This window comes from Microbacterium sp. CGR2 (assembly GCF_003626735.1).
GTDB lineage: Bacteria > Actinomycetota > Actinomycetes > Actinomycetales > Microbacteriaceae > Microbacterium.
On record NZ_RBHX01000001.1, the window covers coordinates 3,098,525 to 3,114,063 of the forward strand.

Annotated in this window: 16 protein-coding genes and 1 tRNA gene; 7 read left to right on the plus strand and 10 right to left on the minus strand. The window is 67.1% G+C overall.

Annotated features, from left to right (window positions below; all coding sequences use genetic code 11):
* Nucleotides 1-16: 16 nt before the first annotated feature.
* Genes zwf through pgl form a run of 3 tightly spaced genes read left to right on the plus strand, consistent with a single transcriptional unit; the run spans nt 17 to nt 3,284 of the window.
* On the plus strand, nt 17-1,567 hold the full coding sequence (zwf, locus tag D7252_RS15600; protein WP_120776220.1) for a glucose-6-phosphate dehydrogenase: 1,551 nt from the start codon (nt 17-19) through the stop codon (nt 1,565-1,567).
* Entirely contained in the window at nt 1,564-2,499 is a 936-nt protein-coding gene (locus D7252_RS15605) for a glucose-6-phosphate dehydrogenase assembly protein OpcA (protein ID WP_120776221.1), read from the plus strand. Before zwf ends, D7252_RS15605 begins: the two co-directional genes overlap by 4 nt.
* Nucleotides 2,500-2,504: 5 nt before the next feature.
* Nucleotides 2,505-3,284 (plus strand): 6-phosphogluconolactonase, encoded by a 780-nt coding sequence (pgl, locus tag D7252_RS15610; RefSeq protein ID WP_183055318.1) that lies wholly within the window; start codon nt 2,505-2,507, stop codon nt 3,282-3,284.
* Nucleotides 3,285-3,321: 37 nt separating this feature from the next.
* Here pgl and D7252_RS15615 read toward each other — a convergent pair whose 3' ends face one another.
* Complete coding sequence (locus D7252_RS15615; RefSeq protein WP_120776223.1) at nt 3,322-4,338, minus strand: DMT family transporter; 1,017 nt, start codon at nt 4,336-4,338, stop codon at nt 3,322-3,324.
* A 61-nt stretch (nt 4,339-4,399) separates the two neighbouring features.
* Between D7252_RS15615 and def the strand changes: the two genes are divergently transcribed.
* Complete coding sequence (def, locus tag D7252_RS15620; protein WP_120776224.1) at nt 4,400-4,966, plus strand: peptide deformylase; 567 nt, start codon at nt 4,400-4,402, stop codon at nt 4,964-4,966.
* 115 nt (nt 4,967-5,081) lie between these two features.
* Nucleotides 5,082-5,597, plus strand: coding sequence for a septum formation family protein (locus D7252_RS15625; RefSeq protein ID WP_120776225.1), 516 nt, complete (start codon nt 5,082-5,084; stop codon nt 5,595-5,597).
* Nucleotides 5,598-5,715: 118 nt separating this feature from the next.
* On the opposite strand, the gene D7252_RS15630 is transcribed toward D7252_RS15625, so the two are convergent.
* The 6 genes from D7252_RS15630 to dusB all read right to left on the minus strand — a co-directional run bounded on the left by D7252_RS15630 (nt 5,716) and on the right by dusB (nt 12,149).
* Entirely contained in the window at nt 5,716-6,588 is an 873-nt protein-coding gene (locus D7252_RS15630; protein ID WP_120776226.1) for a glycerophosphodiester phosphodiesterase family protein, read from the minus strand.
* A 185-nt stretch (nt 6,589-6,773) separates the two neighbouring features.
* Nucleotides 6,774-6,849, minus strand: a tRNA-Asn gene (locus D7252_RS15635).
* Between the two features lie 97 nt (nt 6,850-6,946).
* A complete protein-coding gene (locus D7252_RS15640; RefSeq protein WP_120776227.1) occupies nt 6,947-7,720 on the minus strand; it encodes an ATP-binding cassette domain-containing protein in 774 nt (257 codons plus the stop codon).
* Between the two features lie 37 nt (nt 7,721-7,757).
* A complete protein-coding gene (gene dnaG / locus D7252_RS15645) occupies nt 7,758-9,620 on the minus strand; it encodes a DNA primase (protein ID WP_120776228.1) in 1,863 nt (620 codons plus the stop codon).
* Nucleotides 9,620-11,002 (minus strand): deoxyguanosinetriphosphate triphosphohydrolase, encoded by a 1,383-nt coding sequence (locus D7252_RS15650; RefSeq protein WP_120777014.1) that lies wholly within the window; start codon nt 11,000-11,002, stop codon nt 9,620-9,622. Before D7252_RS15650 ends, dnaG begins: the two co-directional genes overlap by 1 nt.
* Nucleotides 10,995-12,149 carry a tRNA dihydrouridine synthase DusB gene (gene dusB / locus D7252_RS15655; RefSeq protein ID WP_120777015.1) on the minus strand — a complete coding sequence of 385 codons (1,155 nt, stop codon included), beginning with the start codon at nt 12,147-12,149 and terminating at the stop codon, nt 10,995-10,997. Before dusB ends, D7252_RS15650 begins: the two co-directional genes overlap by 8 nt.
* Before the next feature lie 60 nt (nt 12,150-12,209).
* Here dusB and D7252_RS15660 point away from each other — a divergent pair, with 60 nt between their 5' ends.
* Nucleotides 12,210-12,704 carry a glutathione peroxidase gene (locus D7252_RS15660; protein WP_120776229.1) on the plus strand — a complete coding sequence of 165 codons (495 nt, stop codon included), beginning with the start codon at nt 12,210-12,212 and terminating at the stop codon, nt 12,702-12,704.
* On the opposite strand, the gene D7252_RS15665 is transcribed toward D7252_RS15660, so the two are convergent.
* Nucleotides 12,701-13,387, minus strand: coding sequence for a DsbA family protein (locus tag D7252_RS15665; protein ID WP_120776230.1), 687 nt, complete (start codon nt 13,385-13,387; stop codon nt 12,701-12,703). The genes D7252_RS15660 and D7252_RS15665 overlap by 4 nt on opposite strands.
* Before the next feature lie 53 nt (nt 13,388-13,440).
* Between D7252_RS15665 and D7252_RS15670 the strand changes: the two genes are divergently transcribed.
* Nucleotides 13,441-14,052 carry an AAA family ATPase gene (locus tag D7252_RS15670; RefSeq protein ID WP_120776231.1) on the plus strand — a complete coding sequence of 204 codons (612 nt, stop codon included), beginning with the start codon at nt 13,441-13,443 and terminating at the stop codon, nt 14,050-14,052.
* Here D7252_RS15670 and D7252_RS15675 read toward each other — a convergent pair.
* Complete coding sequence (locus D7252_RS15675; RefSeq protein ID WP_120776232.1) at nt 13,992-14,795, minus strand: isoprenyl transferase; 804 nt, start codon at nt 14,793-14,795, stop codon at nt 13,992-13,994. The two genes, D7252_RS15670 and D7252_RS15675, sit on opposite strands and share 61 nt — an antisense overlap.
* Nucleotides 14,792-15,532 carry a DNA repair protein RecO gene (gene recO / locus D7252_RS15680; RefSeq protein ID WP_120776233.1) on the minus strand — a complete coding sequence of 247 codons (741 nt, stop codon included), beginning with the start codon at nt 15,530-15,532 and terminating at the stop codon, nt 14,792-14,794. The genes D7252_RS15675 and recO overlap by 4 nt, the downstream gene beginning before the upstream one ends.
* Between the last annotated feature and the right edge of the window lie 7 nt (nt 15,533-15,539).

Sequence of the window (15,539 nt, forward strand, 5' to 3'; positions counted from 1 at the left end):
GGAGATCCCCCCACCGATGTCTGTTCCCATCTCGCGCGGGCAGAACCCGCTGCGTGACCCCGACGACCGCCGTCTCAACCGGATCGCGGGGCCCAGCGCGCTCGTGATCTTCGGCGTCACCGGAGACCTGTCACGCAAGAAGCTCATGCCCGCCGTCTACGACCTCGCCAACCGCGGTCTGCTCCCGCCCGGGTTCGCCCTCGTCGGGTTCGCTCGCCGCGATTGGGAGGATCAGGACTTCGCGCAGGTCGTCTACGACGCCGTCAAGCAGCACGCCCGAACCCCGTTCCGCGAGGAGACATGGGAGCAGCTGCTGCAGGGCATCCGCTTCGTGTCGGGTGAGTTCGACAACCCGGATTCGTTCCGCAAGCTCCGCGAGACGGTGGAGAAGCTCGACGTCGAACGTGGCACGATGGGCAACCACGCGTACTACCTGTCGATCCCGCCGAAGGACTTCCCGCTCGTCGCGAAGCAGCTGAAGGACTCCGGGCTGGTCGGCGAGAACAGCGACGACGACGAGCGCTGGCGCCGGGTGGTCATCGAGAAGCCCTTCGGCCACGATCTCGAGTCCGCACGCGCTCTCAACGCGGCGCTCGAGGTGGCGTTCCCCGCCGACTCGATCTTCCGCATCGACCACTACCTCGGCAAAGAGACCGTGCAGAACATCCTGGCGCTGCGTTTCGCCAACGAGCTGTACGAACCGATCTGGAACCGCAACTACGTCGACCATGTGCAGATCACCATGGCCGAAGACATCGGTGTGGGAGGTCGTGCCGGGTACTACGACGGCATCGGCGCGGCGCGCGACGTCATCCAGAACCACCTGTTGCAACTGCTCGCACTCACTGCCATGGAAGAGCCGATCAGCCTGTCCGCAGAGCACCTGCGCAACGAGAAGGAGAAGGTGCTCGCTGCCGTGCACGTGCCCGAAGACCTGTCTCTGGCGACGGCACGCGGTCAGTACGACGGCGGGTGGCAGGGCGGCGAACAGGTCACCGGCTTCCTCGCCGAAGAGGGGATGAACCCCGAATCGACCACCGAGACCTATGCGGCGATCAAGTTGGAGATCGACACTCGCCGCTGGGCCGGCGTGCCGTTCTACCTCCGCACCGGCAAGCGCCTGGGTCGGCGGGTCACCGAGATCGCTGTCGTGTTCAACCGAGCGCCGCAGCATCTGTTCGGCCGGGGCAACTCGTCCGAGCTCGGCCAGAACGCACTCGTGATCCGTGTTCAGCCCGACGAGGGCGTCACGATCCGGTTCGGTTCGAAGGTGCCGGGCAGCGGCTCCAACGTCCGCGATGTCACCATGGACTTCGGCTACGGCCACGCCTTCACCGAGGCGAGCCCGGAGGCGTACGAGCGGCTCATCCTCGATGTCCTGCTCGGCGATCCGCCCCTGTTCCCCCGCCACGAAGAGGTCGAACTCTCCTGGAAGATCCTCGACCCCGTCGAGAAGTACTGGGCAGCCGTCGGCGGCCCCGTCGAGCAGTACCCACCGGGATCGTGGGGTCCGGCATCCGCCGACGACCTGCTGGCCCGAGATGGACGAGTCTGGAGACGCCCGTGATCATCGATCTTCCCGACACCAACGTCAGTCAGGTCGCCAAGCAACTCGTGAAGGTGCGCGAGGAAGGCGGAGCCGTCGCGCTTGGTCGTGTGCTCACGCTGGTCATCTCTGCCCGCAACGGCGTGGCAGAAGCGGCGATCGATGCGGCGAACGACGCGTCCCGCGAGCACCCGATGCGTGTGATCGTGCTCACCACCGGTGAGGGCGAGTCGCGCCTCGACGCACAGATCCGCGTCGGCGGCGACGCCGGCGCCAGTGAGGTCGTGGTGTTGCGCGCGTTCGGCGATGCAGCCAGCAACGAGGAGAGCCTCATCACCGGGCTGCTGCTCCCCGACGCCCCGGTCGTGGCCTGGTGGCCCGAGGAGGCGCCGGAGTCCCCCGCGACATCGCCGCTGGGTCGCATCGCGCAGCGCCGGATCACGGATGCCGCGACCGCGGCGGACGTGCGCGACCGTCTCGCCCAGCTCGGTCGCACGCACGCCCCCGGCGACACCGACTTGGCATGGACGCGCCTCACGCACTGGAGAGAGCAGCTCGCCGCTGTGCTCGATCAGCCTCCGTACGAGGAGATCACCGAGGTCGAGGTTCGCGGCGCGTCGGCCTCCCCGTCGACGGCACTGCTGGCCGCATGGCTCCAGATGGCGCTGCAGATCCCGGTCCGCTGGTCGTACGAGGAGCCCGAGCACTGGCAGGAGGGCATCAAGTCGGTCCGCCTGACACGCTCGTCCGGCGACATCCTGCTGGAGCGCCCCTCGCCCGGCGTGGCCGTTCTCACCCAGCCGGATCAGCCGCACCACGACCTGCACCTGCCGCGTCGAACGCTCCGTGAATGCCTCGCGGAGGAGCTGCGACGGCTCGACCCCGACGTCCTGTACGGTCGAGTGATCACCGAGGGCTGGGAGAAGCTGGGTCCGCCCGAGACAGGAGAGTGAATTCGATGCAGGTATCGTCCGCAGAGAAGCGGGTCGTGGTCGAATCCACGCCTGCCGTCCTCGCCACTCGAGTCGCCGATCGCTTCCTCACGCGTCTTCACGCCAGGACGCGCAACGGGAGGATCGCCCACATCGCTCTGACGGGCGGTTCCATGGGCGCGGCCGTGCTGCGCGCGACGGCCGAGAGTGCCCGATCTGCCGAGATCGATTGGTCGCTGGTGCATTTCTGGTGGGGAGACGAGCGCTACCTCGCGCGCGACGATGCCGACCGCAATTCCTTCCAGTCCCGGGAGGCGCTGCTCGACCAGATCGATGTTCCGCGCGAGAACGTGCACGAGGTGGCCGGGCCCGACAGCGGTCTCACCCTCGACGAGTCCGCGGCCGCCTATGCGGAGGAGCTCGCTCGCTACGGCACCGATGACAACCCGTGGCCATCGTTTGCGGTGTGCTTCCTCGGCGTCGGCCCTGACGGTCACATCGCCTCGCTTTTCCCCGATCGCGATGAGGTCACGATGACGGATGCCGCAGCGTTGCCCGTGCGCAACTCACCGAAGCCGCCTCCGGAGCGCGTGACGCTGACCCGCCCGGTCCTCAACTCGTCGAAGCGCGTGTGGCTGGTGCTCACCGGGGCCGACAAGGCGTCCGCGCTCGGGCTGGCCCTTGCCGGCGCGAGCTACACCAGCGTCCCCGCCGCGGGAGCCAAGGGTCGCAAGCGGACGGTGTTCTTCGTCGACGAGGCAGCCGCTTCCGAGGTATCCCCCGACCTGATCGATCAGGCGTACTGAGGGCGGCCCACACACGTTCAGCGAGCGTAGGGAGCGTTCAGCGAGCCTCGGGATCCTGGCGCGTCTCGGGCTCGGGCGAAGGCGTCGAGGACGATGGTCCGCTCCCTCTCGGGATGCCGAGATCCTGGCTGTCGCTGAGCACTTGCGGGTGATAACGGGCGAGCCCCACGACCCCCCAGACGGCGATGCCTCCCGCGATGGCGAAGATCACGAGCACCCACGGCGGCGCCGCCGACGCCTCGCCGAGCACGACCATGCCGATCAGGACAGCGACCAGCGGGTCGACGACTGTGAGTCCGGCGATCACGAGGTCGGGAGGCCCCGAGCTGTAGGCCGTCTGCACGAAGTATGCGCCGACCGCCGCCGCCGCGACCAGCGCGAGAACGCAGACGCCGGTGATCCATTCGAATTCGCCGGCCTCGATGCGCTTGATGACGACCTTCGCCAAAGTGGCGACGAAGCCGTAGAGGATACCGGCACCGATGACGTAGAACAGCGCGCGCATGCGGTGGCGGAGGATCAGCCAGCATGCGCCGAGGACGATGATCACGACGAGCAGCATCGCGAGGATGACGAAGAGCTGCCGCTCTGTGACTGCCTTCTCAGTGGCGAAGATGGCCGCGAAGAAGACGAAGAGGAAGATGCCGCCGACACAGCAGATGATCGCGGTGATGGACTGCTTGGTCGGTGAGTGGCCGGAGACGCGGGCGTTCAGCAGCGTGGTCATCACGAGCGCGATCGCGCCCAGCGGCTGGACGACGATCAGGGGCGCCTGCACGAGCGCGGCGAGCTGACACACCACGGCCATGGCGAGCATGAGTGTGCCGGCGATCCACGACGGCCGGGTCAGCAGACGCTTGAGCTGATTCAGAGTGAGGCCGGATGATCCGTTCGAACCGCTCAGCCGCTCGACCTTCTCCACCCCGCGGTGCTGATACTGCGCACCGAGAGACATGAAGACCGCCCCCGCAAGGGCGAGCGGAATCCCGAGCAGAAGGCCAGGGTTCTGAAACGCACCGACGAGCTGGTCGCCGACGTCTTCCGCCCCGTTCATCCATACCCCAACGCTCACACTAAGACCCTACCCGGAGAGGCCCTCGGACTAGTGTTGTGACGTGGCTGTACTTCCGATTCGCATCATGGGCGACCCCGTCCTGCACTCCCCCGCATCCCCCGTCGAAGAGGTCACGGACGATGTCCGCGCACTCGTCGCCGACATGTTCGAGACCATGGATGCCGCCCCCGGCGTCGGACTCGCCGCTCCGCAGGTCGGCGTACCGCTGCGCATCTACACCTACGCCTACACCGACGATGACGACCAGCCGTGGCGCGGTGTGCTCATCAACCCTGTCCTGTGGATGGTGCCGCTCGAACCGGGTGACCCCGATCCGGACCTCGAATCGGAAGGATGCCTCTCCTTCCCCGGCGAGCGATTCCCCCTGCGTCGCTCGGAGCGCGTGCACGTCACCGCGACCGACCTCGAGGGACAGCCGGTCACGATCGACGTCGACGGCTGGCGCGCCCGCATCATGCAGCACGAGTTCGACCACCTCGACGGCATCCTCTATGTCGACCGGCTTTCCGACAGTGACTGGAAAACGGTGCAGAAGATAGCACGCAAGCGAGGATGGGGTCGCACTGGAGTCAGCTGGGTGCCGGGAATCGACGACCTCGAAGGCTGAGGCTTTCAGCAGGATCAAAGGCTTCTCGGAGTTGCATCACAGACGACGCGCCGGATAGCGTGATCGCGACGGGCACATACTCGAGCGCCCGCTCACGAGGCTTTTGGGGGAAAACATGTCGAAATTGCGTGTGCGACGCGCGCTGGTTCTGGCGGGCGCGGCGGTTGCGCTTTCCGTGGCTCTCAGCGGATGCAGTGCGATCAACGGGCTCCTCGGCGGCGGGCCTGGCGATGCCGAACGCGACGAGGAGACCGGCCAGGTCACCGAGAGCGCCAACGTCGATGTGTTCTCGCTGAAAGTCGGCGACTGCAAGATGTCGAGCGCGACCGGCCTCATCGAAGCCGTCGACATCGTGCCCTGCGACGAGCCGCACGACGAGGAGGTCTATCACGAGTTCGCCATGGAGGACGGCGAATTCTCGGAAGAGGCCATCGACGCCGCAACCGAAGGATGCATCGGCGACGCGTACACCGATTTCGTCGGTGTCGTCTGGGATGAGTCGGCCCTCGAGGTCTACCCCATCACCCCGACCAAGGACACGTGGGAGCAGATGAACGACCGCGTGATCCAGTGCGTGATCTTCGACTCCGCCGGCCCTGTCGAAGGAAGCCTCAAAGGCTCGAAGCGCTGATTCTCATCAGCCGCTGATAAGAGGGGCCCGCTGACCGGCGGGGCCCCTCTTCGCAGTCAACAGCGAGAAGCGGCCCGCCCGATCTTCCGATCGGGGCGGGCCGCTTCGTGAGGATCGATCAGCGCTTGTCGATGTTGCGCTGAGCGAGCAGGTCTTCCAGCACGTCGGGACGGTTGGTGATGATCCCGTCCACGCCGTAGTCGAGCATCCGCGCCATGTCGGCGACGTCGTTGACCGTGTAGGTGTTGATCACCATGCCGGCCGCGTGCACGGCGTCGACGTAGTCGGCCGTCACGGCGCCGAAGTTCGGGTTGACCTGGTCGGCCCACTCGCCGTAGGTGGGAAGGTCGGCGACGGGCACGGTGCCGAGCAGACCCACCGGCACCTCGGGCTGAAGCTCGGCGTAGGTCGCCATCGAGTCCCAGTTGAAACTCTGCACCGCGAGACGCTCGCTGGCGACCGCCGACTTGAGGTAGCCCGGGAACGACGCGAAGACGTCGATGACCTCCTGCTCGACGCCCGGGTACAGCTCCGGCGCCTTGAGCTCCATGATGATGCCCGACCGGCTCGACCGCACCTGCGCCACCATCTCCGCGAGTGTGGGGACCGGCTCGCCGGCGAACTCCTCGCCGAACCACGATCCGGCGTCGAGCTGCTTGATCTCCTCGAGTGTGAAGTCGGCGACCTTCCACGGTGCGCGGTCCGGGAACACCTCCTCGACGTTCGTGGTGCGGGTCAGGGTGGTGTCGTGGATCAAGATGGGCACGCCATCCTTGCTGAGTTGCACGTCAGACTCGATCCAGGTGGCCTTCTGCTCGATTCCCACCTCGAACGCGGCGAGCGTGTTCTCGGGCGCATAGGCCATGGCGCCGCGGTGCGCGGTGGTGATGACCGAGACTTTCTCCGGTTGAGCGGCGACAGCAGGGGTGGCGACGAGCGAGAGCCCGACGATACCGGCCGCGGCGGCCAGTGTGAGGGTGCGAGTGCGCATTTGTTGATCTCCTTAGGAGGTGGGGAGCACTTAACACCTCCACGGTTTCGCCCGCGCGTGACGTCACCGTGTCTTCGAGATGAATGCTCACCTAAAGGTGACGGCCCGCTCTCGATCTCTCGAGGCACAGGCGTACATGGGAGAAGGCGCCCCATCCCGGGGCTGCGGGATGTGACGCCTTCTATTGGCTCCCCGGCTTGGACTCGAACCAAGAACCTGCCGGTTAACAGCCGGCTGCTCTGCCAATTGAGCTACCGAGGAATGTGCTCCGCTGTGCGGGCAACTCGACAAGCTTAGCAAACTCCGGACGCCACACGTGACACCGAGGAGCCTTCCTCGGCCACCGGGCGTGTCGTCTTCAGGCGCGCGAATCCGTCTCGGCGTTCGGTGCCCAGAGCAGGTCCTTGCCGACGCCCCGAGCGACGACATGACCGCCGCGGAGCATGAGCGTCTCCGCATTCAACTCGCGGATGAAGGCGGCGTCATTGGTGACGAGCAAGGCCGCCATCGACTCTTCCTCCCGGCGCCGGGTGATCGCGTCGAACACCACCGGACGCACCTCGAGGTCGAGATTCGCAAGAACCTCGTCAGCGATCAGCACCCGCGGCTCCAACACGAACGATCGCGCGATCGCGACCCGCTGGCGCATACCGGCGCTCAATTCGTACGGAAACTTCGCGGCGGTCCCGAGCGGCAGGTGCAGCTCGTCGAGCAGCGTCGCGACACGGATCGACAGCGCCTTGGAGTTCACTCGGCGCTCGCGGATCAGGATCGGTTCGGCGATCACCTCGCTCACCGTCAACCGCGGAGGAAGGTCTGCCCCGGCACCCTGCGGGACGAACCCGGTGCGATACGTGAGGATGCGGTGCTTGCGCCCCGGCTTGCGCACATCGACACCGCACACCTGCGCCCTTCCCCCGACGATCCGGACCGACGGGTCGGTGGAGCCGGCGAGGGCCGCGACGAGAGAGGACTTTCCCGAACCGGTGGGTCCGGCGACGCAGATGAGCTCACCCGGAGCGAGCGAGAACGTCACGCCGTCGACGGCACGCGTGGGAGCACCGTGCCCGACGCGGTCGATCACCAGATCCGAGCACTCGATGGCGTTCGGGGATTCGGGCCTGCGAGACATGTCTCCCATCCTGCCCTCTGCGTGTGCGTCGAGCGTGTTACGACTCGGCGAACCGCTGCCGCTCCGCATCGATGTCGCGCAGTCGGACGCGGAGGGCGCGACCTCCATCGGACTCTGCGGGCACGCGCTGCACGGCACCCAGGAGCTCCTGCTTCTCACGCTCGAGCTGACGGAGGATGAGGCGGCGGGCGAGGTCTGTGGTCGAGGCCACCGCTCCCTCCTCGTTCTTGGCCGGGAACGGTGTCATCAGCAGCTCGCCGCCCAGGGAGCGGTACGGCTCGCGCACACCGTTCACGGCATCGGTCACCCAGCCCGCGCGCGTACGGTCAGGCGCGGAAGCCACCGCTTCGCGCACCGCGTCGAGACCGGGCGTGCGGAACGGAGCCGACAGGGCCCGATTCAGCAGTGTCTGGTCCACCTGATGCCCGTACTGCAGGGCGCCCATCAGCGCATCCCGTTCGACAGCCACGTCGGCGGTCCTCGGCAAGCTGGCCAAAGTCACAGGGGCGACGATCGACACTCCTGTCGCCGGGTCGACCTGAGGCTGGCTCTCGCGCCGAGAGGCCGGTTGCTGCGAAGCGCCACGGGCAGCCCGTTCCACCTCGCTGCGCACCTCGGTCGGATCCATGCCGAGTCGCCGTGCCAGCACACGCTCGTACCCGGGGCGAAGCAGCTGGTCACGGATCTCGGCCACGATCGGCGATGCCGCCCGAAGAGCGCCGACGCGACCCTCGACCGTGGACAGATCGAACCCGCCGAGCTTTCGATCGATCGCGAACTCGAACATCGGCACCTTGGCGTCCATCAATCCGCGAACGGCGGCATCCCCGCGCTGCAGACGAAGATCACACGGGTCGAGGCCGTCGGGCGCCACCGCGACGAAGGTCTGCGCGTTGAATCGGTCGTCTTCGGTGAACGCCCGCAGTGCGGCCTTCTGCCCGGCTTCGTCGCCGTCGAACGTGAAGACCACTTCACCGGACGCGTTGTCGTCGCCCATCACGCGCCGCAGAACCTTGATGTGCTCGGTGCCGAACGCCGTGCCGCAGGTCGCGACCGCGGTGGTGAGGCCGGCCAGATGGCACGCCATGACATCGGTGTATCCCTCGACCACGACGACTCTTCGCGGGTTGCCGCGGGAGATGTCGCGCTTGGCGAGGTCGAGCCCGTAGAGCACCTGTGCCTTCTTGTAGATCGGTGTCTCCGGAGTGTTGAGGTACTTCGGCCCTGGATCGTCGTCGAAGAGTTTGCGGGCTCCGAACCCGATCGTCTGACCCGATACATCCCGGATCGGCCACACCAGGCGCCCGCGGAACCGGTCGTAGACGCCGCGCTGCCCGGTCGAGACGAGTCCGGCCGTGCTGAGCTCTTCGCGCGTGAACCCCTGGTTCGTCAGAGCCTTGAGCATCCCGTCCCAGCCACGCGGGGCGAAGCCGACACCGAAGTGCGCGGCGGCACCTGCGTCGAAGCCGCGCTCTCCGAGGAAGCGCCGACCGGCCTCGGCATCCGGCGAGAGCAGTTGGGACCGGAAGAACTCCGCCGCCGCCGTGTTCGCCGCGTACAGGCGGCTGCGACCACTCGTCTCGGGCGCCGCTCCCCCGTCTTCATAGTGCAGTGTGTAGCCGATCCTCCCGGCCAGGCGTTCGACTGCCTCCGTGAAGCTGACGTGGTCCATCTCGCGCAGGAAGGAGTACACATCGCCCGACTCGCCGCAGCCGAAGCAGTGGTAGTAGCCCACTTGCTGGCGCACGTGGAAGCTCGGGCTCTTCTCGTCGTGGAACGGACACAGCCCCTTGAGTGAGCCGACGCCGGCCGACTTCAGTGCCACGCGCTCCCCGACGATGTCGGCGATGTTGGTGCGCGCCTTCACCTCGTCGACGTCTGCCTGTCGGATTCGCGGCATCAGCGTGCCCCTTCGGCGACGGGCCGCCTCTCGACGTGCGTCCGCGCGCCCGGGCGCGCATGACGCGGCGTCCAGATGCCGACCTCGGCGGGGTCGATCTCTCCGACCAGGCGGTTGTGCCAGTCGATGGCACTCTGATCGGTGAGGCTCGCGATCTGGTCGACGACGACCCTGGCGCGCTCGGCGTCGTCGGCCGCGGCGACGAAGTCCGCGGCGAAGGCCGGCTCGAGCACATCGGCCCCTGCAGACCAGAGGGCATCCGTCGACCACAGGGAGTCTGCGAGACGCTTCAGCACCCGCCGCTGCTCCTTGTAGACGCCCTTGCGCGCATCGATCGTCACGATCGCCTGGCCCATGATGCCCTTGAGCACCGCGATCTCGGCCTCGACCACCCGCGGGACGACGACGTGGGCGTTGTAGCGCACGAGCGCGACGCCGCCGTAGCTCTCGCGAGTCGCCGAGACCGCCGCGCGAGCGAAACGACCGATGAGGTCGCTGGTGAGGTTCTTCAGGCGCGCGAGGCTCTGCCGCGAACGATCGAACGAGGACAGCCACATCGATTGCGACGCCAGCCGATACAGCGCGTCGGCCAGCTCGTCGCGAGTGAAGTCGTAGCCCACCCACTGCTGGATGCGCCCGACCAGTGCATCGTGCGCCATCGGGTCGGCGAGCTGCGCGACGTCGACGTAGCCGTTGACGATCGCATCTTCGAAGTCATGCACCGAGTACGCGATGTCGTCGGAGAGGTCCATGATCTCGGCCTCGACGCAGCGCAGCCGCCCTGGCGCCCCCTCGCGCATCCACCGGAAGACCGCCTCGTCTTCGGGGTAGACACCGAACTTCAGGCGTCCGCCGGGGTCGGGCACCGGACTGTCGACGGTCCACGGGTACTTGCACGTCGCATCGAGGCTGGCACGGGTGAGGTTCAGGCCGACCGAGTGGTCGTCGTCATCGAGCACCTTCGCCTCGAGGCGACTGAGGATGCGCAGCGACTGCGCATTGCCCTCGAACCCGCCGATGTGCTCCGCCCATTCGTTGAGTGCGCGCTCGCCGTTGTGCCCGAAGGGAGGGTGCCCCAGATCATGGCTCAGGCAGGCGGTGTCGACGACATCGGCCGACACCCCGAGTGCGGTGGCGAGCTCACGCCCGACCTGGGCGACCTCGAGTGAATGGGTGAGCCGATTGCGGGCGAAGTCTGCCGTACTCGCGGGACTCAGGACCTGGGTCTTCGCGGCGAGACGGCGAAGTGCGGCGGAGTGCAGCACGCGTGCACGGTCGCGCGCGAAACCGTCGCGTTCGGAACGGTGCGTCTCGGCGAAGAAACGCTCGGCGTCGCGGGCGTCGTAGCCGGCGACGAGCGGGCTCGACGGGAACTCAGCCACCACTGTTCTCGATCTCCGCTCCACGCATCATCTCGGTGGCCGACGACGCGACCTCGCGTGACTCCAGCCATTTCTCCGGCAGCGCCGTGCGCTTCGGGTGCCCTGAGCGTCCGCGCTGGCCTTCTGCATCCGCTCCGGGGTAGGGCGCGCTGTGGTCGAGCTGACCGAGCAGATCGTCGATCTCGGCGAGGCTCGACGCTGTGGCGAGGCCGGTCCGGATGTCGCCGCCCACCGGGTACCCCTTGAAGTACCAGGCCACGTGCTTGCGGATGTCGCGGCATCCGCGGTCTTCATCGTCGAAGAATTCGATCAGGAGCTGGGCGTGGCGGCGGAACGCGTCCGCGACGAATCCGAGCGTCGCGTCGACCGGATGCGACTCGGCACCGAACGCGGCGGCGAGCTCGCCGAACAGCCAGGGGCGTCCGAGGCAACCACGGCCGACCACCACGCCGTCGCAGTCGGTCTGGGCCATCATGCGCACGGCGTCGTCAGCCGACCAGATGTCGCCGTTGCCGAGCACCGGGATACTGGTGACCGCCTGCTTCAGCTCACCGATCGCGTTCCAGTCCGCGAACCCGGAGTAGAACTCGCTCGCCGTGCGGGCATGCAGTGCGACGGCGGCGGCACCGGCGTCTTCTGCCGCTCGTCCGGCGTCGATGAACGTCAGGTGGTCGCGGTCGATGCCCTTACGCATCTTGACTGTGAGGGGAATCGGGCCCGCGGCCTTGACGGCCTGGTCGACGATGTCGGCGAACAGCTTCGACTTCCAGGGGAGGGCTGCTCCCCCGCCCCTGCGCGTGACCTTCGGCACCGGGCATCCGAAGTTCAGGTCGATGTGGTCGGCGTGATCTTCCGCGACGATGATGCGCACGGCCTCGGCGATCGTCTTCGGGTCGACGCCGTAGAGCTGAATCGAACGGGGGGTCTCGGATTCGTGGTGACGGATCAGCCGCATCGTGGACTCGTTGCGCTCGACGAGCGCCCGCGACGTGATCATCTCGCTGACGTAGAGACCCGCGCCGTACTCCCGACACAGGCGTCGAAACGCGGTGTTGGTGATCCCCGCCATGGGTGCGAGGACGACCGGCACGTCGAGATCGATCGGACCGATGCGAAGAGGGCGGGCGGGGGCGGTGGCGAGAGTCATATCACGTCCATTCTCCCAGACGCGGAGCCGGTACGGATGCTGCGCCATAAGCTGTGAGGTATGGCCGACTCCGCGTTGCGTTCGATCCCCTTCACCGACTCCCAGGGCGAGACCAAGACCCTCGATGATCTCGGGGCCGACGTCGTGATGGTCGTGAACGTCGCCTCCAAGTGCGGACTCACTCCGCAGTACGAGCAGCTCGAGGAACTGCAGCGCCTCTACGGCGACCGCGGCTTCACCGTCGTCGGGTTCCCGTGCAATCAGTTCTTCGGTCAGGAGCCGGGCTCGGTCGACGAGATCCTCGAGTTCTGTTCCACCACCTATGGCGTGACGTTTCCGATGACCGACAAGGTCAAGGTCAACGGCAAGCACGCCACCGACCTCTACAAAGCCCTGAAGGATGTCCCCGACGGCCAAGGCAAGGCCGGTCGCGTCGAGTGGAACTTCGAGAAGTTCCTCGTGCTCCCCGACGGCGAAGTTCTGCGCTTCCGCCCGAAGCAGAAGCCGAACGCCCCGGAGATCGTCGACGCGATCGAAACCGCGCTGGCCCGCTAGGCCGACGCGGCTTCCTCGTCGACCTCGCCGCGCTTCGCCCACAGGTCTCGCAGGACGTTCTCGAACGCTGCCGGCGGCTGTGCGCCGCTGATGCCGTACTGGCCGTCGACCACGAAGAACGGCACGCCCTGGATGCCGTAGGCACGAGCCTGCGCCTGGTCCTGGCGCACGGCGGGAAGGTACTGCTCGCTCTCGAGGGCGGCGCGCGCTCGATCCGCGTCCAACCCGACCTCAGCGGCGAGCTCGACGAGATCGTCGATTCGGCCGACGTGCTTGCCCTCGGTGAAGTACGCCGACATCAGGCGCTCCTCCATCTCGTGCTGGAGGCCCTCCGCCTTCGCGAAGTGCAGCAGTTCGTGGGCCTTGACCGTGTTCGTGTGCTTCAGCAGATCGAAGCGGTACTCGAGGCCCGCGTTCGCGGCCACGCCGGTGACGTTCGCCAGCATCTGCTCGACCTGCTCACGCGGCATCCCCTTGTGGCCCGCGAGGAAGTCGATCTCGTCGCCGTCGAAGTCGACGGGCGTGTCGGGCGAGAGTTCGAACGAATGGAAGGTGACGTTCACCTGCGGGGCGTCGTCATCGCCGGCAACGGCTTCCAGACCCTTCTCGAGATTGCGCTTGCCGATGTAGCACCAGGGGCAGGCGATGTCGGACCAGATGTCGATGGAGATGGGTTCGCTCACACTCCCATCCAACCGCATGCAGCTGTGGGCTATTCCGTCGGTAGGATTTCCGGATGCTCTCCGCCGACGATCCCCTGGCCTTCCGGCCAGAGCGGGTGCTCGTCGCGGGAGTCTCCGGTTCGGGTAAGACGACGCTCGCGGCCCGGCTCGGTGCGGCGTGGGGACTGCGAGACGTCGAGATCGACGCGCTCTTCCACGGACCGAACTGGACGCCGCGCGAGACGTTCCTCGACGATGTCCGCGCGTTCGCGGCGGAAGATCGCTGGATCACGGAGTGGCAGTACACCAGCAAGGGCACTGACGCGATCCTGCCTCCGCGAGCACAGCTGGTTCTCTGGCTCGACTACCCCTACCGCGTGGTGCGCGGTCGCCTGATCCGTCGCACACTCGCCCGCGGCATCCTCCGTCGAGAGCTGTGGAACGGCAACCGCGAGAAGGGGCCGTGGAACATGTTCCACCGCGACCCCGAGCAGAACATCCTCGCGTGGCAGGCGAACACCCTGCACAAGTGGACAGAGCGGATGCCCCAGGTGCTCGTCGACTTCCCGCATCTGACGATCGTCCGCCTCCGGCATCCCCGAGAGACCGAGAGGTGGGTGCGCGCTCAGGCTTTGGCGGATGGGGTGTCGACGGCCCCGCCGAAACGGCGATCGCGCGACAGGTAGATGTCGATCGCCCGCCACAGCTCTTCCCGCGAGAAGTCGGGCCACAGCGTGTCGAGGAACACCATCTCCGCGTAGGCCGCCTGCCACAGCAGGAAGTTCGACGTGCGCTGCTCCCCCGAGCTGCGCACGAAGAGATCCACATCCGGCATGTCCGGCACGTAGAGGTGACGGCGGATCATCTTCTCGCTGATCGCGTTCGGCTTCACCCGGCCGGCCGCGACGTCGGCGGCGATGGAGCGCATCGCGTCGACGAGCTCGATGCGCCCGCCGTAGTTGACGCACATCGTGAGGGTGAGAACGTCGTTGTCACGGGTGAGCTCCTCCGCGTGCTGCAGCTCTTTGATCACGCTGCCCCACAGCCGCGGCTTACGCCCTGCCCAGCGCACTCGCACGCCCCACTCGTTCAGCTGATCACGACGACGATGCAGCACGTCACGGTTGTATCCCATGAGAAAACGGACCTCTTCGGGAGAACGCGCCCAGTTCTCGGTGGAGAACGCGTAGACCGAGAGGTGCTTGACGCCTGCCTGGATCGCCCCGGCGACGACATCGAGGAGCACCTCTTCTCCGGCTTTGTGTCCTTCGACACGGTTGAGACCGCGGCGGTTGGCCCAGCGTCCGTTGCCGTCCATCACGATCGCGACGTGCTCGGGGACCGCCCGGAACTCCGGCGGGTAGAGTCCCGTCCAATCCAGCGGCCGATACGGCACGGCGTCTTTGTGCGTGTACGGCTTCGGGGTCACCGTGTTCCTCCTGGGATGTCGCTCACATGAGACAGCGAGCGGATGCCGCGCTCCAAGTGCCACTGCGCGTAGGCCGAGACGAGGCCGGACGCTGCGGCGGTGTCGGCGTGGGATGCCGCGTCGATGATGTCCCACTCCCCCGCGATCAGGGACTGGAGCAACGTCAGCGTCCGCTCGTGTACCCTCGGGCTCCCTGCCGGGGCGCAGTTGCTGCACACCAGACCGCCGAGCTGGACCACGAAGGTCGTGTGCGGGCCCGGCGTGCCGCAGCGGGCGCAGTCGTCGAGGGAAGGCGCCCACCCGGACAGCGACATGACGCGGAGCAGGTAGGAATCCAGGATGCTGCGCGGCGCATGCTCACCGCGGGACAGCGCCCGCAACCCGCCGACGAGCAGCAGATACTGGTCGGGGGTCGCCTCGGCATCGCTCAGCCGGTCGGCGGTCTCCACCATCGCATTGGCCGACGTGAAGCGGTCGTAGTGCGCCGCGATGTCGGTGCCGTAGGAGCCGAGGGACTCCGCCTGCTGCACGATGTCGAGCGAACGGCCCTGGTAGAGCTGCACGTCGGCGACCATGAACGGCTCGAGACGTGAGCCGAACTTCGAGGAAGTGCGCCGCACTCCTTTCGCCACCGCGCGCACCTTGCCGTGCCGTCGCGAGAGCATGGTGACGATGCGATCCGCCTCACCGAGTTTGTGAGTGCGCAGGATCACCACTTCGTCTCGGTAGGTGGGCACCCTTCGA

Excerpts from the sequence above, each read along its gene's own strand:
- zwf (WP_120776220.1), top strand. The coding sequence starts at position 17 with ATGTCTGTTCCCATCTCGCGCGGGCAGAACCCGCTGCGTGACCCCGAC.
- pgl (WP_183055318.1), top strand. The coding sequence starts at position 2,505 with ATGCAGGTATCGTCCGCAGAGAAGCGGGTCGTGGTCGAATCCACGCCT.
- D7252_RS15615 (WP_120776223.1), bottom strand. The coding sequence starts at position 4,338 with ATGAACGGGGCGGAAGACGTCGGCGACCAGCTCGTCGGTGCGTTTCAG.
- D7252_RS15625 (WP_120776225.1), top strand. The coding sequence starts at position 5,082 with ATGTCGAAATTGCGTGTGCGACGCGCGCTGGTTCTGGCGGGCGCGGCG.
- D7252_RS15630 (WP_120776226.1), bottom strand. The coding sequence starts at position 6,588 with ATGCGCACTCGCACCCTCACACTGGCCGCCGCGGCCGGTATCGTCGGG.
- D7252_RS15640 (WP_120776227.1), bottom strand. The coding sequence starts at position 7,720 with ATGTCTCGCAGGCCCGAATCCCCGAACGCCATCGAGTGCTCGGATCTG.
- dnaG (WP_120776228.1), bottom strand. The coding sequence starts at position 9,620 with ATGCCGCGAATCCGACAGGCAGACGTCGACGAGGTGAAGGCGCGCACC.
- dusB (WP_120777015.1), bottom strand. The coding sequence starts at position 12,149 with ATGACTCTCGCCACCGCCCCCGCCCGCCCTCTTCGCATCGGTCCGATC.
- D7252_RS15660 (WP_120776229.1), top strand. The coding sequence starts at position 12,210 with ATGGCCGACTCCGCGTTGCGTTCGATCCCCTTCACCGACTCCCAGGGC.
- D7252_RS15670 (WP_120776231.1), top strand. The coding sequence starts at position 13,441 with ATGCTCTCCGCCGACGATCCCCTGGCCTTCCGGCCAGAGCGGGTGCTC.